Here is a 20,624-nt window from a genome sequence, read left to right on the forward strand (position 1 = left end):
GTGGGGTGCCGGTTGTTCGGCGGGGCCGTGGGGGTGGCCGGGGCGCTGCCCGCCCCCGGTGTGCAGGGGTGTACTCCCTGGTGGGACCGGGGTGGCCTGCGGGTGCGTCCGGAGCCGGGGCCGGTCCGTATCGGCTCCGGGCGGCCCTGTCGGGAGTGGGTTCGGTCCGGGGTGCGCGGCAGGCGGAGGAGGACATCCCGGGGACGGGTCCGGGGCTGCCTCTCCCGGGGGCGGGTTCGGCCCGGGGCTGTGGGGGGTGTGGTCGGAGGAGCACCCCGGGAGTGGGCCTGGTCTGGAGCGCAGGCACGGCGGTGGTGCACCCGGCGACGGCGGGGAGGGGACGGGGAGGGGCGGCCGTTCCGGACACTCAAGCGTTATTTGCGGCCAATGAGTGGGTGACAGAACGTGACACGATCACGGCCGTAAATAATGCCGTCCGGAATGGTCGCCCCGGACCGGCCCCGACCCCCGCACCCACCCAACCCGCACCCGCACCCGCACCCGCACCCCGGGCACGGGCACGAGCACGGGCACAGCCCGTAGTACCTGAGGTGGACGTGCCGGGATGCGACCGGGGGCGGACGCCCCGGAGCGCCGGACTGCCTAGGCTCGGGGCCGTGACCGAGACGACGACGAAGGCATCCACCCCCGCCGACGGGCGGTGCACCGAGCTGCGGATGGCCCGCGACACCCTGCGCGGACTGCGCGAGAACCTGCTGACCGGTGCCTTCGCGTTCCGTCCGCTGCCGCCGCTGCCCACCGACCACCGGCTGCTGCGCCGGCTGCCGGACCGGGTGCGCGAGCCCGCCCGCCGGCTGCCGCACCTGGCCGTCCTGGGGCTGGCACTGTTCCTGATGTCGGTCGAGCTGGACAGCAGGTTCTACAGCGACGGGGCCGCCCTCCGGGCACTGCTCCTCGGCGTACCGCTGATCATGGTGCTCTTCCGGCCCATCGGTGCCTTCTGGCTGTCGATCGGCGGGGTGTTCGTCTCCGCGATCGTCGCCGGGCGGGACTGGGGCAACTGGCCCTGGACGGAAGCGGCCATTTTCTCGCACCTGACGATCATGCTGATCGTCGCCTACCGGTCCCGGCCCCGTACGGCGTTCGACATGTGGCTGGTGACCGCCCTGCCCGGCGGGTTCTTCCTGCTGGTCGCCCCCGGTTACGCCACCACCAACGTTCCTCTCATGCTGATCCTCTCCGGGCTCGCCCTCACCCTCCTGCTGGGAGTGCGCAGTTGGCAGGATTCACGCCGCCAGGTCGTCGAGCAGGGCGCGGTGGTGGCCGAGGAGCGCTCCCGGCGGACCCTGCTGGAGGAGCGCACCACGATCGCCCGCGAGCTGCACGACGTGGTCGCCCACCACATGTCGGTGGTCGCCATCCAGGCCGAGGCCGCCCCCTACCGGGTGGCGGACCCGCCCGAGGAGCTGGTGGCGGCGCTGGCCACCATCCGGGAGAACGCGGTGACGGCGCTGACCGAGCTGCGCCGGGTCCTGGGTGTCGTACGCGCCGACCTGCCCGACGGGCTGCGTCTGGATCCGGAGGCCCCGCAGCCCACCCTCGCCGATCTGGAGGAGCTGCTGGAGAACGTGCGGCGCGCCGGGCTGGCGGTGGAGTCGGTGCGGACCGGGAGCGTACGGCCGCTGCCGCAGGGCGTGGAGCTGTCGGCGTACCGCATCGTGCAGGAGGCGCTGAGCAACGTCCTGCGGCACGCGCCCGGCGCGCACACCCGGGTGGAGCTGGCCTATGTGCCCGTCGGGCTGGGGCTGCGGGTCGTCAACGGTCCGCCGGGGGAGCCGGTGAAGGAGTCGCCGGGCAGCGGGCACGGCCTGGTGGGGATGCGGGAGCGGGCGGCGGTGCTCGGCGGGGAGCTGGACGCCGAGCCGACCGGGGACGGCGGCTTCGCGGTGGAGGTCTTCCTGCCGGTGGAGCCGGGCCCGGTGCCGGACGGTGGTCCCGCGTGATCCGGGTGGTGATCACCGACGACCAGGTGATGGTCCGGGAGGGCTTCTCCGTCCTGCTGAACGCCCAGCCGGACATGGAGGTCGTCGGGGAGGCGGTCGACGGCCGCGAGGCCGTGGAGCAGGTCGCCGCGCTCGCCCCGGACGTGGTGCTCATGGACATCCGGATGCCCCGGCTCAACGGTCTGGAGGCCACCCGGGAGATCTGCGCCTCGGGGGCCGCGGCGAAGGTGCTGATCCTGACCACCTACGACCTGGACGAGTACGTCTACCAGGCGCTGCGCGCCGGGGCGAGCGGCTTCCTGCTCAAGGACGCCTCCGCCCGTCAGCTCGCCGACGGGGTGCGGACGGTGGCGGGCGGCGAGGCGCTGCTCGCGCCCGCGGTCACCCGGCGGCTGATCGCGGAGTTCTCCCGGCTCGCCGGCCGGACCGGGCCGCGTGCTCCGCTCCGGGAGCGGATCGGGGACCTGACCGAGCGCGAGACCCAGGTGCTCGCGCTCGTCGCGCAGGGCCTGTCCAACGGCGAGATAGCCGCCGAGCTCGTCGTCGCCGAGTCCACGGTGAAGACCCATGTCAGCCGGGTGCTGGTCAAACTGGGGCTGCGCGACCGTACCCAGGCGGCGGTCTTCGCGTACGAGTCGGGACTGGTCACACCGGGCGGCTGAGGCTGCCCCGGCGGTCCGGGTGGGAGGGCCCGGGCGGTCACGGATCGGTTGCGCCGTCGGCGGCACGCGGCGCGCACTCTATCCTCGACCCACAGGTGAGTTGGGGAGGAGCGGCGCGCGATGGAGCCATTGGGGGAGGGGGACCCGCGCTGGGTGGGCGGCTACCGGCTGCTGGGCGGACTGGGTGCCGGCGGGATGGGCCGGGTCTACCTGGCCCGTTCCGAGCGCGGCCGTACGGTCGCGGTGAAGGTCGTCCGTGCGGAGCTGGCCCGTGAGCGGTCCTTCCGGGAGCGCTTCGCCAAGGAGGTCACCGCCGCGCGGCGGGTCGGCGGCCAGTGGACGGCTCCGGTGCTGGACGCCGACACCGAGGCCGACACGCCCTGGGTGGCCACCGGCTACATAGCCGGGCCGTCCCTGCAGTCGGTGGTGGAGGAGGACCACGGCCCGCTGCCGGAGCACTCGGTGTACGCGCTGGCCGCCGGGCTGGTCGGGGCGCTGCGCGCGATCCACGGCGCCGGGCTCGTGCACCGGGATCTGAAGCCGTCCAACGTGCTGGTCACGATCGACGGGCCGAAGGTGATCGACTTCGGTATCGCCCGCGCCCTGGACTCCGTCACCGAGAGCGGGCTGACCCAGACCGGCGCGGTCATCGGCTCGCCGGGCTTCATGTCGCCCGAGCAGGTGCGCGGTGAGCGCGTCACTCCGGCCAGCGACATCTTCTGCCTGGGCTCGGTGCTCGCCTTCGCCGCCACCGGCCGGATGCCGTTCGGCGGCGACGACAGCGGTCTCCACGCCCTGCTGTTCCGGATCGCCTCGGAGCCGCCGGACCTGACGGGGCTGTCCGGTTCGCTGCGCGAACTGGTGGCGGCCTGTCTGGCGAAGGAGCCCGCCGACCGGCCCTCGCTGGACGACCTGGCCGCCCGGGTCGGGCCGCACGCGCCGGCGGGCGGCACCTGGCTGCCGGGCGAGGTGCTGGCCCAGCTCGGCCGCCATGCCGTCCGGCTCCTGGACAGCGAGGACCCGGACGCCGCCGCGGGCGCCCCCTTCGCCGGAACGGCCGGTGCCGCAGTACCGCCGAGGCCCGGTACTCCGCCGCCGCCCGTGTCCCCGGTGGCGGTCGCCCCGGGCTTCCCGGCACCCGGCGCGGTGACCGCCGTACCGGGTCCCTCCCCGTACCCCCCGGCGCCGCCGCCCACCGGCCCGATCGGGCCGTACGTGCCCCAGCAGCCGTGGCACTCCACGCCGCCGCAGGGCGCCGGGCCCTACCCGGGGCCTCCCGGCGTCCTGCAGCCGCTGCGCGGGCTGTCCCTGGCGCTGTGCGCGACCCTGAGCGCGGTGCTGCTGTACACGCTGGTGGAGTTCGTGCTGAACATCCGCCTCTACAACGCGCTGGACGCGCCCGAGGAGACACCGCTGGGCGACCTCCGCATCGACCAGGAGTCGCTGCGGACGACCACCGACGCGATGGCGGGGCTGGGCCTGCTGTTCGGCCTGCCCGTGGTCGTGCTGTGGGTGCTGTGGTTCTGGCGGGCCCGGGCGAACGCCGAGGTGTTCGCGCCCGGGCGGATCCGGCACAGCCAGGGGTGGGCGATCGGCTCCTGGTTCACCCCGGCGATCTGCCTCTTCATGCCCAAGCAGATCGTCAACGACGTCTGGGACCACAGTGATCCGGCCGCGGACCGGGGCAACTGGTACGGCCCCCGCCGCCGCGGCACCCGCGGGCTGCTCAACAGCTGGTGGACGCTGTGGCTGTGCATGCTGCTCGGCGGGATCCTGGAGTGGGAGTCCTGGTACGAGTCCGGGACCGTCGGCGACGCGCAGGGCGCCGCCGCCTACTCGATCGTGCTGGACCTGGTGGAGCTTCCGGCGACGCTGCTGGCGATCCTGGTGGTGCTGCGCCTGACCGGGATGCAGGAGAGCCGGGGCATCGGCCGGCGGTGACGCCGCCGGACCGGCGGGAGTGCGGGCGGCGGGAGTGCGAGCGGCCGGTGCGGCCGGCCGGTGGTGCGGCGGCGCAGCACCACCAGCAGGCCGGCCACCCCCGCGAGCGCGGCACCGCCGAAGGCCGCCGCCCGGGGGGAGAGCGGCTCGGACCCGGTGGTGCCGGTGTGGACGACGCCGGTGTGGACGAAGGAGCCGGACAGCAGCTCCCCGGTGCCGCACAGCACGATCACGGGATAGCTGCCGCCGACGGCCAGCCCCGGCCGTACGGCGGCGGTGGCGTGTCTCTCCCGGGCCGGGCCGCGGACGGGGCGCTCCAGGGCGACGGTCCGCTCGAAGGCGGGTGAGGAGACGGTGCCGCCCGGGCCGCCCGCCTCGCACACGGCGCGTACGCCGACGGCGGTGCCCGCACCGCCGTGGTGCGGGCTGAGGACGAGTTCCCGGCCGGTGCCGGGAGCGCCGTCGCCGGTGTCCGCGGCGGCCGGTGCCGCGGCGGCGGTCAGGGCGGCGGTCAGGGCGGCGAGCAGGGCGGTTTTCAGGGTGGTGGCGAGGCAGTGGGCGGCGGTGAGCCGCCGGGGGGACGGGGACTGCATGGCGACCTCCTGCGACGTTCCGACACGGTGCCGCCGGTGCCCGGGCCGGACCTCCGGTCGGCGCCGGCCGGCACCGGTGGGCGCCGGTCCGTGTCGGTCCGTGTCGGTCCGTGTCGTCTGTGGCATCGCCCCCATGCGAGCAGCGTCCCCGGCCCCCCGCATCCCCGGCGGGCGACGGGGGTGACACGGCTGCGCCGTACGGCGGAGCGTGACCACTCGGTCGCGTTCCGCCGTACGGCGCGTTGCTGATGCCGGTCTGCCGCCGGTCCGCCGTCAGCCGATGTCGCGGCGCCGGAAGGCGGCGATCCCGGCCACCAGCGGCACGGCCGCGAGCAGCAGCAGCCACAGGTACGGTGCCGCGGTCACCTCCGCGCCCGGCAGCTTGGGCAGATGGGTGAACGGGCTGATGTTCATGACCGACTGCGGCAGATCCAGCGACGGGCCGATCCAGCCGACCACCAGCACCACGACGACCAGGCCCCAGGCCGCCATGCTCAGCGCGGGCAGGGCGCCGAAGAGCAGGACCGCCGCCCCGGCGAGCAGCCACACCGCGGGCGTCTGCGCCAGGGAGGCACCGGTCACCCGCCACACCTGGCCCGTGTCGCCGGCGGCCAGCCCGTAGCCCAGGCCGGTGGTCAGGCCGCTGACCAGCAGCAGGACGACCGACCCGGCGTAGGCGATGACCAGATGGCTGCTCACCCAGCGCAGCCGGGGCAGCACCGAGGCGAGGAGCGGCTCGGCGCGCTCGGAGGTCTCCTCGCCGCGCATCCGCAGCACCGCGCTCACCGCGTAGACCGCCGCGAGCATGCCGAACAGGCCGATCATGGCGGCGAGGAAGGCATCGGTGATGCCCTGGGCGCCGCCCATCCGCTCGATGATCTCGCGGCTCTGCTCGTTGTCGCCGATCAGCTCGTCCGCGCCGTCCGCCATGGCTCCGAAGGCGAAGCCGCCCAGCGCGAAGCCGGTGCCCCAGCCCAGCAGCGAGCCGCGCTGGAGCCGCCAGGCCAGTCCGTACACCCCGCCGATCCGGCCCTCGGCGGGGCCGGGCCGGGTGGCCAGGAAGCTGGCGCCGACGTCGCGCCGCCCGGCCAGCTCGTACGCCGCGGCGGACACCACCGCGATCAGGGCCACCATCAGCAGCAGCACCCAGAACCGCTCGTCGGCGTACGGCCGCACGTTCCGCGTCCAGCCCAGCGGGGAGAGCCAGGCCAGCGGGGAGGAGCCGTCCGCCGTACCGGAGTCGCCGGCGGCGCGCAGCATGAACGCGGCGCCGAGCACGGCACCGGTCAGTCCCTTGGCGAGCCGGGCGCTCTCGGTGAGCTGGGCGGCCAGGGCGGCGAAGGCGGCGAAGACCATGCCGGTGCCGCCGACGGTGAGTCCCGTCGCCACCGAGCCGGCGGTGGGCAGGCCGATGCTCATCAGACCGAGGGCGATGAGGACGGCGGCCGCGGCGTTGGCGACGGCGGCGGCCAGCAGCGCGGCGGTCAGCGGGGCGCGGTGGCCGACCACGGCGGCGGAGATCAGCTCCTGGCGGCCGGTCTCCTCCTCCTCGCGGGTGTGCCGCACCACGATCACCATGCTCACGATGGCGATGAGCACGGTTCCGGTGGTGAGCAGCTCCCACACCGAGACCGCGCCGAGGGTGGGTTCGAAGACCGGGCCGTAGATCGCGCGCATCGAGGCGTTGGCGTTCGTCGAACGGGCCATGTCGGCCCGGTCGGCCGCGGTCGGGTAGAACTGCTCGACGGCCGCGGCGCTCTGCACGGCCAGCACGGCCAGCAGGATCACCCACACCGGGATCAGCAGCCGGTCGCGGCGCAGGGCGAGCCGCAGCAGCGTCCCGGTGCCGGCCAGGTCGTGACGGGAGCCGCCGCGGCGGTGTTCGGGGGCCGGCGCCGGGCGGGTGGGGGGAGAGGTCACGGCGGTCACGGTGCCACTGCCTTCCCGGCCTGCTCGGCCCGCTCGGCCTGTTCGGTTCCGCCGGTGCCGTCCGCCGGGAGCTCCTCCTGGTAGTGCCGCAGGAACAGCTCCTCCAGGGTGGGCGGGGTGCTGGTCAGACTGCGGACGCCGGCCTCGCTGAGCCGCCGCAGCACGGCGTCCAGCTTGTCGGTGTCCACCTGGAGCCGCACCCGCCTGTCCTGTACGGCCAGGTCGTGGACCCCGGGCAGTTCGGAGAGCCCGTTCGGTGCGCTCGCCAGCTCGGCGCTCACGGAGGTGCGGGTCAGGTGCCGCAGTTCGGTGAGGGAGCCGCTCTCCACGGTGACGCCCTTGCGGATGATGCTCACCCGGTCGCAGAGCGCCTCGACCTCGCTGAGGATGTGGCTGGAGAGCAGCACCGTCCGGCCGCGGTCGCGCTCCTCGGCGACGCAGTCCCGGAAGACGCCCTCCATCAGCGGGTCGAGGCCGGAGGTGGGCTCGTCCAGGATCAGCAGTTCGGCGTCGGAGGCGAGGGCGGCGACCAGGGCGACCTTCTGCCGGTTGCCCTTGGAGTACGTCCGGCCCTTCTTGGTCGGATCCAGTTCGAAGCGTTCCAGCAACTCGGCCCGGCGTTTGCGGTCGAGGCCGCCGCGCAACCGCCCGTAGAGGTCGATGACCTCTCCACCGGAGAGATTGCGCCACAGGTTGACGTCACCGGGCACGTACGCCAGCCGCCGGTGCAGCTCGACGGCGTCGTCCCAGGGATCGCCGTCCAGCAGGCGGGCGGTGCCGCTGTCGGGGCGCAGCAGCCCCAGCAGCACACGGATGGTGGTGGACTTCCCGGAGCCGTTGGGGCCGAGGAAACCGTGCACCTCCCCGGTCTCCACCTGCAGGTCGAGCCCGTCGAGCGCGCGGGTCCGGCCGAAGGTCTTGACGAGGCCGGACACCGAGATTGCCGTGGTTGCCGTGGTCATGGTTCTGAAACTACGCTGAATTCACAATCTTGTGAAGTTGCAAAACGGCCATGATGGTTCCACCTGCCGTGAACTGGAAGGATGGCCGCGTGGTGAACGAACATTCGGGTGAGCCGGGCGGGGCGGACGCGCCCGGGGGCCCGGCGGAAGAGGCCCGGGCCGCCGAGGTCGCCGACTTCGTCGAGCGCTTCGCCGCGGAGCTGACCCAGGCCGGTCTGCAGCGCATGGCCTCGCGGGTCTTCGCCTGCCTGCTGGCCGACCAGGCGGGCGCGCTCAGCTCCGCCGAGCTCTCCGAGCGGCTGAGGATCAGCCCGGCCGCCGTCTCGGGCGCCGTCCGCTACCTCTCCCAGGTGCATCTGGTCACCCGTGAGCGGGAGCCCGGGTCGCGCCGCGAGCGCTACCGGGTGCACGTGGACATCTGGTACCAGGCGATGGCCGACCGCGGCCCGCTGCTGGACCGCTGGACGGCCACCCTGGAGCGGGGCGTCAAGGCGCTCGGGCCCGACACCCCGGCGGGGCGCCGGATCGCCGAGTCGGCGGAGTTCTTCGCGTTCATGCGGCGCGAGCTGCCCCTGATGATGGAGCGCTGGTACGCCCACCGCGACGCGGACCGGGCCGGTTAGGGCCCGGTGCGGACCGCCTCAGGACGGGGACGGGGCGGCCCGCGGGACCGGGACCGTCAGCCGCAGCGCCGAGGGGTGCGCCGTCCAGGTGCGGGTGTGGACCGGGCCGGAGACCACCGTGTCGGCGCGGTAGCGGAAGTGCGGCCCGGACACCGTGACCGTCCGCGCCCGCACCCGCACCGGGCCGGGCACCGAGCGCTGCCGTACCACCACGTTCGCGAGACCGCCGTCCGGCGCCAGCCGGACGTCCTCCACCGGGCGGTCCAGATCGGTCAGCAGCACCCCGTCCGCCTCCACGCGCAGCCGTGGTGTCTCCGGCCCGGGCGCGGGCCGGGCCAGGGTGCGGACCAGGGTGCGGCAGCGGCCCAGCATCCCGCCGTCCCCGTCCCCGCTCCCGTCCGCCGGCCGCTGCCGCACCGGCGGGATGCGCAGCCCGCCCAGCACCACCCCGCCGCTGTCGTCTATCAGCAGGTCGAACCGCTGCTCGGCGCCCTCCAGGACGGCCCGCGCCGCCCGCACCGCGTCCAGCGGCACCCCCAGCGAACCGGCCAGCGAGACCGACCCCGGCCGCCCGACCGGCACCACCGCCAGCGCGCAGTCCGGCAGTCCGCGCTCCAGGTGCAGCAGCCGCACCGTGCGCAGCAGGGCCCGGTCGTCGCCGACCACCACCGGGCGCCGCCGTCCCCGGTGGGCCAGCGCCCGGGCGATCTCCTCGGGTCCGTCCGGCAGGCACACCTTCACCCGGGAGGCACCCGCGCACAGTACGTCCCGGGCGATCCGTACGGACTCCCCGTCCGTACGTCTGGCGAGCGGGTCGACGAGCACGAGCAGTGGATGCGGAACCGGCACCTCGGTCCTTTCGGGTCGTACGCGGCGTGGTCGGCGGCGGCGTGGTCGGCGGTGTGTCGGAAGCGGGGACGGTACTGGACGGTGCCGGGGCGGGGGAGCGGTGTGGACCGCGACCGGAACGCCGCGTTCGCCTCCCGTCGGAGGAGTCCGGTAATCTCTCGGTGCAAGAGCCCCTGCCGCTGTTGTGCCAGGGGCTTCGTCGATTCGGGGCACCGGTCCGACGGCTCTTGGCCGGCGGGTGGCCGGCACGCACGTTGGACATGCCCCGACGGGAAGGGGTGTACGCCTGTGCCCGCACTTGTGCTGCTCGGGGCTCAGTGGGGTGACGAGGGCAAGGGGAAGGCCACTGACCTGCTCGGTGGCTCGGTGGACTACGTGGTGCGCTACCAGGGCGGCAACAACGCCGGCCACACGGTCGTCGTCGGCGACCAGAAGTACGCGCTGCACCTGCTGCCCTCCGGCATCCTCTCCCCCGACTGCGTCCCGGTGATCGGAAACGGCGTCGTGGTGGACCCGGCGGTCCTGCTGTCGGAGCTGCGCGGTCTGGAGGAGCGCGGCGTCGACACCTCGAAGCTGCTGCTCAGCGGTAACGCGCACCTGATCACGCCGTACCACACCACGATGGACAAGGTCTCCGAGCGCTTCCTGGGCAAGCGGAAGATCGGTACCACCGGCCGCGGCATCGGCCCGACGTACGCCGACAAGATCAACCGGGTGGGCATCCGCGTCCAGGACCTGTTCGACGAGTCGATCCTGGCGCAGAAGGTCGAGGCGGCCCTCGACCAGAAGAACCAGGTCCTCGCCAAGCTCTACAACCGCCGCGCCATCGCCGCCGAGCAGGTCGTCGAGGAACTGCTGGGCTACGCGGACAGGCTGCGCGGCTACGTCTGCGACACCACGCTGGTGCTCAACGACGCCCTGGACGAGGGCAAGGTCGTCCTCTTCGAGGGCGGCCAGGGCACCCTGCTCGACGTGGACCACGGCACCTATCCGTTCGTGACCTCCTCCAACCCGACCGCGGGCGGCGCCTGCACCGGTTCGGGCGTGGGGCCGACGCGGATCGGCCGGGTCATCGGCATCCTCAAGGCGTACACCACCCGGGTCGGGGCCGGTCCCTTCCCGACGGAGCTGTTCGACGAGGACGGGGAGAAGCTGCGCGCCATCGGCGGCGAGCGGGGCGTCACCACCGGCCGCGACCGGCGCTGCGGCTGGTTCGACGCGGTGATCGCCCGGTACGCCACCCGGGTCAACGGGCTCACCGACTTCTTCCTCACCAAGCTGGACGTGCTCACCGGCTGGGAGCGGATCCCGGTCTGCGTCGCGTACGAGATCGACGGCCGGCGGGTGGACGAGCTGCCCTACAGCCAGACCGACTTCCACCACGCCAAGCCGGTCTACGAGATGCTGCCGGGCTGGTCGGAGGACCTCTCCATGGCCAAGACCTTCGAGGACCTGCCGAAGAACGCGCGGGACTACGTGAAGGCGCTGGAGGAGATGTCGGGGGCGCCGGTCTCCGCCATCGGCGTCGGGCCGGGGCGGGACGAGACGATCCAGCTCAACTCGTTCCTCTGAGCGGTCCCGGGGACAGCCGGTCCTGCCGGTGACCCGTGCCGCCGGGCCGTGCCGCCGGACATCCGGCGGCACGGCTCACGGCTCCGGGAGGTCCAGGGCGTCCAGTGCCTTCGACAGCCGCTCCAGTGTCCCGCGCACCTCGGCGAGATCCGCCTCGCCGCCCAGCGCCCCCGCCAGCCGGGCCGCGAACTCGGCATGGCCGGGGGTGATCCGCGCGATCGCCGCGCGGCCCTCCCCGGTGGGGGCGAGCAGCTTGGCGCGGCGGTGCGCGGGATTGGGCTCGTACACCGCCAGGCCGCGCTCGACCAGCAGGTCGGCGACGCGCTGCACACTCTGCCGGGTGATGCCCATGGTCCGGGCTATCCCGGCCACCGGCAGCGGTTCGCGCAGCACCGCGCCGAGCACCTGCCACCAGGCGGCGGTCAGCCCGGCGGGCCGGGCCAGCCGCTCGGCGGCGGCCAGGAACTGGCCGTTCAGCCGGAAGACGGCCAGCGCCGTGTCCGACAGCAGCTCGGAGGCGCTCACGCCGCCCCGCCCCCCGGGTGCGCGCCGTGTGCTCCGCGCACCGCTGCCGCGCCGCCGTCCTCCCCGGAGCCGCCGGTCCCTCCGGCGCCTCCGTCACCTCCGGCACCGCCGTTCTCGTAAGCCGTCAGCGTCTCGTACGCCGCCGCGTCCGAGTGCCGGAACAGCCGGAACCAGGCGTCGGTCACCTCGGCCGGGTGGGCGGCCAGCCGGGTGAGGATCTCGCGGGCGAACGCGACCGGCTCGGTGGGCCCGGCGGTGATCAGGTCGCCGTCGGTGCACGCGTCGGCCTCCCGGTAGCGTCCGCCGCCCCGGTAGCCGGTGGCGGCCAGCACCTCGGCCGCCGCGCCCGTGTGGTCCCGGTCGTCGAGCAGGCCCTCCTTCGCCAGCCCGGTCACGGCCCCGCAGATCGCCGCGACCGGTACCCCCGCGTCGAGGAAGCGGCGGGCCGCGCCGGCGAAGGGCGGCAGTACCTGCTCCCAGGCGTCCGCGCCCGGCAGGATCAGCAGCGCGCTGTCGCCGGGGCGCAGATCGGCGATCGACAGGTGGGGCGTCACCCGCATCCCGCCCATGCTGATCACCGGCTCGCCGCTCTCGCCCACGTACACCACGTGGTGTCCGGCGCCCGCCAGCGCGGTGGTCGCGTAGGCGGGCTCCCAGTCGGCGAACGTGTCGTAGACGGCGACGTGTACGGTCCTGCGCTCCACGGCGCTCCTCCTCACCGGGCCGGACCATCCGGCCGATCAGGACAGCATCCTGTCATTTCGACAATATGCTGTCAATGCTTGGGCGTTAGGCTGCTCCCCGGAGAAACCCGAGGTGCGCGAGGGGTGCGGATGTGTGTGACGTGCGGGTGAGCGAAGGCCGTACCGTCGGCGGCACCGGTGGCGACGGCGGCACGGCCACCCGGCGGTCCCCGGCCGCGGGGAGGCGGTCGTGATCCAGCGCAGCACACTGCGCGCGCAGATCGCGGACGCGCTGCGCGACGAGGTGCTCGCCGGGCGGCTCCCGGCGGGCGAGGGCTTCACCGTCAAGGAGATCGCCGAGCAGTACGGGGTCTCCGCCACGCCTGTGCGCGAGGCGCTCGTCGACCTGGCCGCGCAGGGCCTGCTGGACGTGGAGCAGCACCGCGGCTTCCGCGTCCACGTCTTCACCCCCGACGACTACCGGGCCATGGTGGAGGCGCGCGGCCTGGTCATCGAGGGCGTCTTCCGCCGTTCCGCCGCCCTCGCCGGGCCCGCTCCCGGCGGCGAGCGGCTGACCTCGGTGCGCCGCCGCGCCGAGGCCGCCGAACGGGCCGCGCTCGCCGGCGACCTGGACGTACTGATCGGCTACGACCTGCGCTTCTGGCGGGAGCTGGGCGATCTGGTCGGCAACTCCTACATCTCCGACTTCCTCGACCGGCTGCGGGTGCAGTGCTGGGTCTTCGCGGTCCCGCACCTGCGCGAACAGCCCGGACTGCGCGGCTCGCTGTGGGCGGACTACCGCGAGCTGGTCGACGCGGTGGAGCGGCGGGACGGCGCGGCGGCCGAGTGCATGGTCACCGCGTCCAACGAGCACTCCCTCGCGCTCGTCGAAAAGCTCGGCTGACGCACTACGCTGTTCCGGGCTGTTCCGGCCGCCGTCCTGCGTCCGCCGTGTCCCCGTGTCCCCGCATTGGAGCCCCGTTGGCCTGTGACCTCTGGCTGGTGCCGCTCGTCGACGTGCTGTGCCACAGCCCCGAAAACCCCTTCGCCGAGGAGCTCGCGGCGTACGACAAGGCGCTGTCCGCCGCCGGTCTGCCCCCGGTCCCCGTCTACGGCTACATGCCCGGGCTCTCCGGTGACGTGGCCCCCGTCGCGGGCTTCGACTACGACGCGCTGCACTTCCTGCGCCGCGCCCACCTGCTCCAGCTCTGCGGTCTGGAGGTCACCCCGGTCGACGAGCTCGGCGGCGACTACGAGCAGCTGCTGGAGATGTTCGCGCCGACGGCCCAGCAGTCGCACCTGGTCTGGCACTACGACCACACCGGCGCGTACGTCCCGGTCGACTTCGACCACCCGCTGGCCGACGAGGAGCTCCTGGCGGGCGGCGGCCCGCTGGGCTCCAGCCACGGACTGCTGCGCGAACTGACGGCGGTGGCGCCGTACCTGGGCATCGACCCGGCCAACCCGCCGCCGCCCCCGCCCCCGCCGGCCCGCCCGACGGAGCTGGAGGAGGCCGCGGCTCCGGTCGCGCACGACGGCGGGCCCTTCGCCCGCGAGCGGCACGTCTGGCTGGGTCTGCACGCCGCGGCCACCCGGAGCCTCGCCCAGGGCGCCATGATCCTCTTCGGCTAGCGCCCCCGCGCCGTCCCGGCCGCCGCCCCCGCCCCGGCCGCCGCCCCCGCGCCCGCCGCACACGCGGCGGACGGGGCCGGGCGGCTGGGCAGGCCCTCCCGGTAGGCCCGGGCCACGGCGACCAGTTCGTCGAGCTTGTCGCGGGTGCGCAGCAGCTCGTCGATGTGCCCGGAGAGCCGGTCGCGCTCCCGCGCCATCCGCTCCAGCGCGGCGTCGGAGTTCTCCGCGCTGGGCGCGTAGGCGCAGGGCAGCAGTTCGGCGATGGTGCGGCTGGACAGCCCCGCGGCGTACAGCCGCTGGACGAACGCGACCCGCTCGACGTCGCCGTCCGTGTAGTGCCGCTGCCCGCCGGCGCTGCGGACGCTGGTGAGCAGTCCCTGCTCCTCGTAGTAGCGCAGGGACCGGACGCTGACCCCGGTCCGTGCCGCGAGTTCCCCGATGCGCATGCCGTCCTCCTGGCTGTGATCCGCGTCACGGCGGCTTGCCTCTGACATCAGTGTGAGGTTCTAGCGTAGCCGTCGTGCCCGAGATCCGGGCGCCGCGGAGTATCGAGGAGTCCTGACATGCCGTCACTTTTCAGCAGCTACCGGCTCGGTGAACTGACGCTTCCCAACCGGGTGGTGATGGCCCCGATGACCCGGGCCCGGGCCGCCGCCCGCGGGCTGGCGACCCCGTCGATGGCGGCCTACTACGCCCAGCGGGCCACGGCGGGGCTGATCGTGACCGAGGGCGTGCAGCCGAGCGCGATCGGGCAGTCCAACCCCGGTACACCGGGGCTGCACACCGACGAGCAGGTCGCCGCCTGGCGTCCGGTGACCGCCGCCGTGCACGCCAGCGGCGGCCGGATCTTCGCCCAGCTCATGCACGGCGGCCGGGTCTCGCACCCGGACACCATCGGCACGCTGCCGGTCGGCCCCTCGGCCGTCCCCGCCGCCGGCGAGGTGTTCACCCCCACCGGGCGGCAGCCCGCGCCGGTGCCCCGCGCCCTGGAGACCGCCGAGGTGCCCGGGCACGCCCTCTCCTACGCCCGGGCCGCCCGCCGCGCCGTCGACGCCGGCTTCGACGGCGTGGAACTGCACGGCGCCAACGGCTATCTGATCTCGCAGTTCCTCTCCTCGAACGCCAACCTGCGCACGGACCGCTACGGGGGTTCGGTGGCCAACCGGATCCGGTTCGCCGTCGAGGCGACCGCCGCGACCGTCGAGGCCGTCGGCGGGGACCGGACCGGCATCCGGCTCTCCCCGGGCGGAACGTTCTGGGGTGTGGAGGAGACCGGCGTCACCGAGCTCTACACCGCGCTGCTGACCGAACTGGCCCCGTTCCGGTTGGCCTACGTCCACCTGGAGGCCACCGTCGGCGACGAGGTGCTGACCGCCCTGCGCCGGGTCTGGCCGGGCACCCTCGTCATGAACCCGGTGCTCCCGCTGGGACCGAAGCAGACCGGGCGGGACGACGCCGACCGCTGGCTGGGGCTGGGCGCCGACCTCATCAGCTTCGGCCGCGCCTTCATCGCCAACCCCGACCTGGTCGAGCGGCTGCGCACCGGGCTCCCGATCGCGCCCGCCGACGAGGCCACGTACTACCAGGGCGGCGACGCGGGCTACCTGACCTACCCGGCGTACCAGTACGCGGCGGCCTGACGCCGGCCCGCCCCCGCGGCTCAGCGCGGCCCCTCCGGGGGCCGCTGCCGCGGCATGTTGGGGCGCGCGCCCGGTGGCAGGGGAAAGCGGGAGGACTGCGCCGCGACCGCCAGATCGGCCCGGGCGCGCCAGGCGGCCGGGGTCAGCGACTGGGTGTGCAGCGGCGCCGGGCCGGAGCGGAACTCCACCATCCAGGAGGCGGTCTCGCCCCGCACCAGTTCGGTGATGTCCTCCGTGAACCGCCGCAGCACCCCCAGACAGCGCTCCGCCGCCTCGCTCGCGGTGCCCTCGGTGGGGCCCAGCACCTCCCGCACGCACTCCGAGGCCCAGTCGTACTGCAGCATCTCCAGTCGCCGCTGCACGGCCTGCGCGGTGGCCATGTCCCGCATCCAGCCCGACGTCAGGCCGGACCAGCGGTCGCAGCCCGCGCACACCGCGGCGGCCAGCAGCGCCAGGAACGACCACAGCGCCGCGCCGTCCGGCGCGCCGGCCAGGTCCAGCAGCGGCAGGGCGCCGGCCACCGCCGCCGAGAGCGCGGTGCCCGCCCGCAGCAGCCGGGCGCCCCGGCGCTTGCGCGCCCGGTCGGCCAGATACCACTCGGCGACCTGCAGGGCGCCCTCCTCCGCCCATCGGTACAGCTCGTCCAGGCGCTCGGCCGGCTCGGCCCAGTCCCCCAGGGGGAAAGGCCGCCCGAGCAGGTCCCGGCGCAGATCCCTGCGCCCGCCCCGCCCCGTGCCGTCGGCCGCCTCGGGCCACATGTCCTCCGGCTGACTCACCTGCCACTCCCAACAAAGTCCTCGTTCGGACCACTCGCGTAACCGCCAGGGCCCCCCTTCCTACCGCCAAAAGTGGGAGGCACCGACTCCTTCGCGGTATTTCCGCCCATATGTGGCCCGCGAGTGGGTATAAAGGGCCCTCGTCTGTCCTCCAAAAGAGTGATGGGCCTTGACTTGTCGATTTCTTGGCGTTTTGGCGTCTTGGTGCCTTGTCGACTTCCGTGGGCTTCCTGCGGGCTTCTCACGGGCTTCTCACGGGCTCCCCACGGGCTTCTCGCGGGCTCCGGCGGCGGCGTGCCGGGCCGCGCGGCGGACCTCCGGCAGGTGACGCGGGCGGGGGCGGACGAGGCGGGTGGATAGGCTGCAGGCGTGAAGGTCCTCGTCATCGGCGGCGGCGCCCGCGAACACGCCCTGTGCCGCTCCCTGTCCCTCGATCCCGACGTCACCTCGCTGCACTGCGCGCCCGGCAACGCCGGAATCGCCGAGGTGGCCACCCTCCACGCCGTCGACGCCCTCGACGGCGCGGCCGTGGCCGAACTGGCGGCCGGGCTGCGGGCCGACCTCGTCGTGGTGGGGCCGGAGGCCCCGCTGGTGGCCGGGGTCGCCGACGCCGTGCGCGAGCGCGGCATCGCGGTCTTCGGCCCCTCGGCCGAGGCCGCCCGGCTGGAGGGCTCCAAGGCGTTCGCCAAGGAGGTCATGGCCGCCGCCGGAGTGCCCACGGCACGGTCGTACGTGTGCACCACCGGTGAGGAGGCCGACGCGGCCCTCGACGCCTTCGGCCCGCCGTACGTCGTCAAGGACGACGGCCTGGCCGCCGGCAAGGGCGTCGTCGTCACCGCCGACCTGGAGGCGGCCCGCGCCCATGCCCGGGGCTGCGACCGCGTGGTGATCGAGGAGTTCCTGGACGGCCCGGAGGTCTCCCTGTTCGCCGTCACCGACGGCGAGTGCGTCGTACCGCTGCGGCCCGCCCAGGACTTCAAGCGCGCCCATGACGGCGACGCGGGCCCCAACACCGGCGGCATGGGCGCCTACTCGCCGCTGCCCTGGGCCGACCCCAAGCTGGTGGACGAGGTGCTGGCCACCGTCCTGCAGCCCACCGTGGACGAGCTGCGCCGCCGCGGCACTCCGTTCTCCGGGCTGCTCTACGCCGGGCTCGCGCTCACCTCGCGCGGGGTGCGGGTGGTGGAGTTCAACGCCCGCTTCGGCGACCCGGAGACCCAGGTCGTCCTGGCCCGGCTGAAGACCCCGCTGTCCGGGCTGCTGTACGCGGCGGCCACCGGGCGGCTGGCCGAGTTCCCGCCGCTGCGCTGGCGCGACGCGGCGGCCGTCACCGTCGTCGTCGCCGCCGAGGGCTACCCCGCGGCGCCCCGCGCGGGCGATGTGATCGAGGGGCTGGACGAGGTCGCCGGGCGGGACGCGCCCCGGGCGTACGTCCTGCACGCCGGCACCCGGCGGGACGAGTCGGGCCGGGTGGTCAGCGCGGGCGGCCGGGTGCTCTCCGTCACCGCCACCGGCGCCGGCCTGGCCGAGGCCCGGGAGAACGCCTACCGCGCCCTCTCCCGCATCCGGCTGGCCGGCTCGCACCACCGCACGGACATCGCCGCCGAAGCCGCCGAAGCCGCCGAAGCGGCTGAATCCGCCGAACCCGCCGGACCGGTGGGAGGGGGCGCGTAACCGGGCACCCCCGGCGCGGCCAGTCGCGCACCCAGCTTTGCCCAAAGCCATTCCATCGAGTGACCACCTCCTCGTCCGGCTGAGTCCGCCGCGGGTCCCGGCTAGGGTTCCCGCGGGTGACTCCGGCAAGTGGCCCACCGCACATTGCGATGTCGCCCGCCGGTGCCACAGTGGGGGAGTGACAGGCGCGGGGAAACGGCAAGGGGGTGAGCGGATTCGTGGCACTACCTGAGACGGGCGCACGCTCGGCGCGCGACCACGCGCTGGCGGTTCTGCGGGTGCGCGGCGCCGCGTTGGGCGCCGCGCTGCTGCCCACCGCCGTGGCCGCCGTGCTGCTGGCCGGCGGGGCGACCGGCCGGCTCGGCGGGGCGGGCTGGGACGCGGCCCGCTGGGCGGCCGTCGCCGTCGCCCTGCCGGTCCTCGCCGCGGCGGCCGGAGTGGCCGCGGTGGTCGCGCGGGCGCGCCCGGCGGTCAGCCCCACGGTGCAGATCGAGGAGGCGGCCGCCCCCGACCTGTACCGGCTGATACGCGAGCTCGCCGACCGGCTGGACGTGCCCGCGCCCTCGGCCATAGCCCTGACGCCGGACTGCGACAGCTGGCTGGAGGACCGGGCGCACATCACCCGGGGCCGCGGCCTCGAACGGTTCCGGGCCGGGCCGTTCCGCCCCGGCGGCGCCCGTGCCGCGGCGCCGGTGCTCGTCATCGGCTCCCCCTTCCTGTGGTGGATGCGGGTCGCCGAGCTGCGGGCACTGCTCGCCCCGGTGGTCGCCGGGACGGGGCCGTCCGCGCATCCGGACATCGCCGCCGCGCGGCGCTTCGTCCGCGGGCTGGACGCCGCCGCCGCGGTCGCCGCGGCGGTCCGCGGCCCGCTCCCGAAGCGGCTCGGGTACGGCTTCGCCGGCCGGATCGCCCGGCTGCTGCTGCGGGCCGGGGCCGTCCACGCCGCGGAGATGGAGCGCATGGTCGCGGCGGCGGCCGCCGTACGCGCCCAGACCGTGGACTACGGCCTGCGGGTCGTCGCCCAGGAGCAGGTGGGGCTGGCGTACGCGGGCTGGGACCGGCTGCTGACCCGGGTCGCGCTGCCCGCCTGGCGCACCGGACGCTGGCCGGTGCGGCTGGACGCCGGGGTGGTCGCCGCGCTCACCGAGCTGTCCCGGCGCGACCGGCTGGCCGAGGGCTTCACCAGCCGGCTGGGCGAGCGCCCCGCCTGCGACCTGCTGGAGGAGCCCGGCGCCGTGGACCGGGCGGTCTCGCTGCTGGCCGCCCGGCTGTTCCACGACGGGCCGACCGAGCCCGGCCCCGACTGGGTGCCGGTGGACTGGCAGCAGTATCCGGAGGAGGTCGTGGACCGCATCTGGCGCACCGGGGCGGCCCGGCTCTTCACGGTGCTGCGGGCCACCGGGAACCCGACACTGGACGAGCTGCTCGACCGGCTGGCCGCCACCGCCGCGGACGGTGGCGGTGCCGAGGAGTTCGTGTCCCGGATAGGGGCGGTGCTCGCCCGGGAGGAGGCCGCCGGTGCCGGTGCCGCCGGGGCCGCAGGTGCCGCCGCCCGTACGGCCGGCGGAGTGGCCGTGCTGCCCGCGCCGTCCGCGCCTGCCCCGTCACCCGCGCCGTCCGCGCCGTTCCCGCCGCTGCCCGGCGGGGGCTTCCCGCCGCAGCCGCCGCGCGCCGGCCGCGAACTGCTGGCCGAGCACATCGCGGCCGCCGTCTGCTGCGCGGCCGTGGACACGGCCGGCGCGGTTCCCGGCCTGGACTGGCTGGACGGCCCCGCCCTGTTCGTGGCCGGCGAACGCCGTTCCGACCTGACCCGGCCCGTCCGCGCGCTGGCCGAGGACGGGGATCCGGAGCCGCTGCGGAACTGGCTGGCGGCCGTGGGCGTGCGGCACGACAAACCCATACGGCTGGTCTAGCGGCTCGGCTCCGCTTTCCGGCCCGGTGGCTGCTCCTTGCCGCGCCCCCGTCACACGGCCGGGTCCGCCGGGGTGCCGGTGATCCGGGTGACGAGGAAGTCGATTCGTTCCTCCTGGCCGTCCGGGGGGATGCGGCCGCTGCCGGACAGGACGGCCATGCCGTGCAGTGCGCTCCAGGTGACCTCGGCGAACAGTTCGCGTCGCTCGTCGTCCGGGCGGAAGCAGTCGACGAACTCGCCGAAAGCGGCCCGTAGCGGGGGCGGTGTCTCGGCGCTCGCGAACTTCACGTCGGTGGGCAGGACGAACATGGCCTGGTACAGGGCGGGCCGCTCGGTCGCGAACTCCAGATAGGCGCGGCAGACGGCGCGCAGGGACTGTCCCGGCCCGGGGGCGGCCTGTCGCGCGCGGCGCAGGTGGGCGGCGAGTTCACCGAAGCCGTCGAGGGCGACGGCGCTCACGATGGCGTCCTTGCCGCTGAAGTGGCTGTACAGCACCGGCTGGCTGTACTCGACGCGTTCGGCCAGCCGTCGCGTCGTCACCGCCTCCCATCCTTCGGCCTCCGCGAGTTCGCGCGCGGCTGTGACGATCAGCTGATGACGGTGGGCGCGTTCGCGTTCGCGGCGCCCGTCGATGGCGGACATGACGACATCCTAGCAACGCTAGACATCCTGCCGGGACTAGGTCTA

General features: G+C 74.8%; 19 protein-coding genes. 10 read left to right on the top strand and 9 right to left on the bottom strand.

The window, feature by feature from the left end; all coding sequences use genetic code 11:
• The first annotated feature begins 617 nt into the window (after positions 1 to 617).
• The 3 genes from CUT44_RS15080 to CUT44_RS15090 all read left to right on the top strand — a co-directional run bounded on the left by CUT44_RS15080 (position 618) and on the right by CUT44_RS15090 (position 4,567).
• Entirely contained in the window at positions 618 to 1,964 is a 1,347-nt protein-coding gene (locus CUT44_RS15080; protein WP_233221412.1) for a sensor histidine kinase, read from the top strand.
• The gene (locus tag CUT44_RS15085; protein ID WP_100202378.1) at positions 1,961 to 2,626 is read left to right on the top strand and encodes a response regulator; all 666 of its coding nucleotides are present in this window, start codon (positions 1,961 to 1,963) and stop codon (positions 2,624 to 2,626) included. The genes CUT44_RS15080 and CUT44_RS15085 overlap by 4 nt, the downstream gene beginning before the upstream one ends.
• A gap of 120 nt (positions 2,627 to 2,746) precedes the next feature.
• Positions 2,747 to 4,567, top strand: a complete 1,821-nt coding sequence (locus CUT44_RS15090; protein WP_100202379.1) for a protein kinase domain-containing protein — start codon at positions 2,747 to 2,749, stop codon at positions 4,565 to 4,567.
• Here the strand turns inward: CUT44_RS15090 and CUT44_RS32765 are convergent.
• From CUT44_RS32765 to CUT44_RS15105, 3 genes are all read right to left on the bottom strand, one after another.
• Positions 4,459 to 5,160 carry a hypothetical protein gene (locus CUT44_RS32765; RefSeq protein ID WP_146252233.1) on the bottom strand — a complete coding sequence of 234 codons (702 nt, stop codon included), beginning with the start codon at positions 5,158 to 5,160 and terminating at the stop codon, positions 4,459 to 4,461. The genes CUT44_RS15090 and CUT44_RS32765 overlap by 109 nt on opposite strands.
• A gap of 273 nt (positions 5,161 to 5,433) precedes the next feature.
• Positions 5,434 to 7,080: an ABC transporter permease gene (locus tag CUT44_RS15100; RefSeq protein ID WP_233221413.1), complete on the bottom strand. Its 1,647-nt coding sequence runs from the start codon at positions 7,078 to 7,080 to the stop codon at positions 5,434 to 5,436.
• A 5-nt stretch (positions 7,081 to 7,085) separates the two neighbouring features.
• The gene (locus CUT44_RS15105) at positions 7,086 to 8,051 is read right to left on the bottom strand and encodes an ABC transporter ATP-binding protein (protein WP_100202381.1); all 966 of its coding nucleotides are present in this window, start codon (positions 8,049 to 8,051) and stop codon (positions 7,086 to 7,088) included.
• Between the two features lie 92 nt (positions 8,052 to 8,143).
• On the opposite strand from CUT44_RS15105, the gene CUT44_RS15110 reads away from it, so the two are divergent.
• Positions 8,144 to 8,674, top strand: a complete 531-nt coding sequence (locus CUT44_RS15110; RefSeq protein WP_408646745.1) for a GbsR/MarR family transcriptional regulator — start codon at positions 8,144 to 8,146, stop codon at positions 8,672 to 8,674.
• Between the two features lie 18 nt (positions 8,675 to 8,692).
• Here CUT44_RS15110 and CUT44_RS15115 read toward each other — a convergent pair whose 3' ends face one another.
• Complete coding sequence (locus CUT44_RS15115; protein ID WP_100202382.1) at positions 8,693 to 9,523, bottom strand: diacylglycerol kinase; 831 nt, start codon at positions 9,521 to 9,523, stop codon at positions 8,693 to 8,695.
• A gap of 288 nt (positions 9,524 to 9,811) precedes the next feature.
• Between CUT44_RS15115 and CUT44_RS15120 the strand changes: the two genes are divergently transcribed.
• Positions 9,812 to 11,095, top strand: a complete 1,284-nt coding sequence (locus CUT44_RS15120) for an adenylosuccinate synthase (protein WP_100202383.1) — start codon at positions 9,812 to 9,814, stop codon at positions 11,093 to 11,095.
• A 75-nt stretch (positions 11,096 to 11,170) separates the two neighbouring features.
• Here the strand turns inward: CUT44_RS15120 and CUT44_RS15125 are convergent, their stop codons facing one another.
• Positions 11,171 to 11,620 carry a MarR family winged helix-turn-helix transcriptional regulator gene (locus CUT44_RS15125; protein WP_100202384.1) on the bottom strand — a complete coding sequence of 150 codons (450 nt, stop codon included), beginning with the start codon at positions 11,618 to 11,620 and terminating at the stop codon, positions 11,171 to 11,173.
• A complete protein-coding gene (locus CUT44_RS15130) occupies positions 11,617 to 12,324 on the bottom strand; it encodes a DJ-1/PfpI family protein (RefSeq protein ID WP_100202385.1) in 708 nt (235 codons plus the stop codon). Before CUT44_RS15130 ends, CUT44_RS15125 begins: the two co-directional genes overlap by 4 nt.
• Before the next feature lie 229 nt (positions 12,325 to 12,553).
• Between CUT44_RS15130 and CUT44_RS15135 the strand changes: the two genes are divergently transcribed.
• Positions 12,554 to 13,207: a GntR family transcriptional regulator gene (locus tag CUT44_RS15135; RefSeq protein WP_100202386.1), complete on the top strand. Its 654-nt coding sequence runs from the start codon at positions 12,554 to 12,556 to the stop codon at positions 13,205 to 13,207.
• Positions 13,208 to 13,284: 77 nt separating this feature from the next.
• Positions 13,285 to 13,935, top strand: coding sequence for a hypothetical protein (locus tag CUT44_RS15140; RefSeq protein ID WP_100202387.1), 651 nt, complete (start codon positions 13,285 to 13,287; stop codon positions 13,933 to 13,935).
• On the opposite strand, the gene CUT44_RS15145 is transcribed toward CUT44_RS15140, so the two are convergent.
• Positions 13,932 to 14,381, bottom strand: a complete 450-nt coding sequence (locus CUT44_RS15145) for a MerR family transcriptional regulator (protein ID WP_100202388.1) — start codon at positions 14,379 to 14,381, stop codon at positions 13,932 to 13,934. The two genes, CUT44_RS15140 and CUT44_RS15145, sit on opposite strands and share 4 nt — an antisense overlap.
• Positions 14,382 to 14,498: 117 nt before the next feature.
• On the opposite strand from CUT44_RS15145, the gene CUT44_RS15150 reads away from it, so the two are divergent.
• On the top strand, positions 14,499 to 15,575 hold the full coding sequence (locus CUT44_RS15150; RefSeq protein ID WP_100202389.1) for an alkene reductase: 1,077 nt from the start codon (positions 14,499 to 14,501) through the stop codon (positions 15,573 to 15,575).
• A 20-nt stretch (positions 15,576 to 15,595) separates the two neighbouring features.
• Here the strand turns inward: CUT44_RS15150 and CUT44_RS15155 are convergent, their stop codons facing one another.
• Positions 15,596 to 16,351, bottom strand: coding sequence for an SLATT domain-containing protein (locus tag CUT44_RS15155; RefSeq protein ID WP_408646743.1), 756 nt, complete (start codon positions 16,349 to 16,351; stop codon positions 15,596 to 15,598).
• A gap of 369 nt (positions 16,352 to 16,720) precedes the next feature.
• Between CUT44_RS15155 and purD the strand changes: the two genes are divergently transcribed.
• Positions 16,721 to 18,025 (top strand): phosphoribosylamine--glycine ligase, encoded by a 1,305-nt coding sequence (gene purD, locus CUT44_RS15160; RefSeq protein WP_100202391.1) that lies wholly within the window; start codon positions 16,721 to 16,723, stop codon positions 18,023 to 18,025.
• A gap of 206 nt (positions 18,026 to 18,231) precedes the next feature.
• Complete coding sequence (locus CUT44_RS15165) at positions 18,232 to 19,938, top strand: hypothetical protein (protein ID WP_100202392.1); 1,707 nt, start codon at positions 18,232 to 18,234, stop codon at positions 19,936 to 19,938.
• 50 nt (positions 19,939 to 19,988) lie between these two features.
• Here the strand turns inward: CUT44_RS15165 and CUT44_RS15170 are convergent, their stop codons facing one another.
• Positions 19,989 to 20,579 (bottom strand): TetR/AcrR family transcriptional regulator, encoded by a 591-nt coding sequence (locus CUT44_RS15170; RefSeq protein WP_100202393.1) that lies wholly within the window; start codon positions 20,577 to 20,579, stop codon positions 19,989 to 19,991.
• Between the last annotated feature and the right edge of the window lie 45 nt (positions 20,580 to 20,624).

This window comes from Streptomyces carminius (assembly GCF_002794255.1).
Classification (GTDB): domain Bacteria; phylum Actinomycetota; class Actinomycetes; order Streptomycetales; family Streptomycetaceae; genus Streptomyces; species Streptomyces carminius.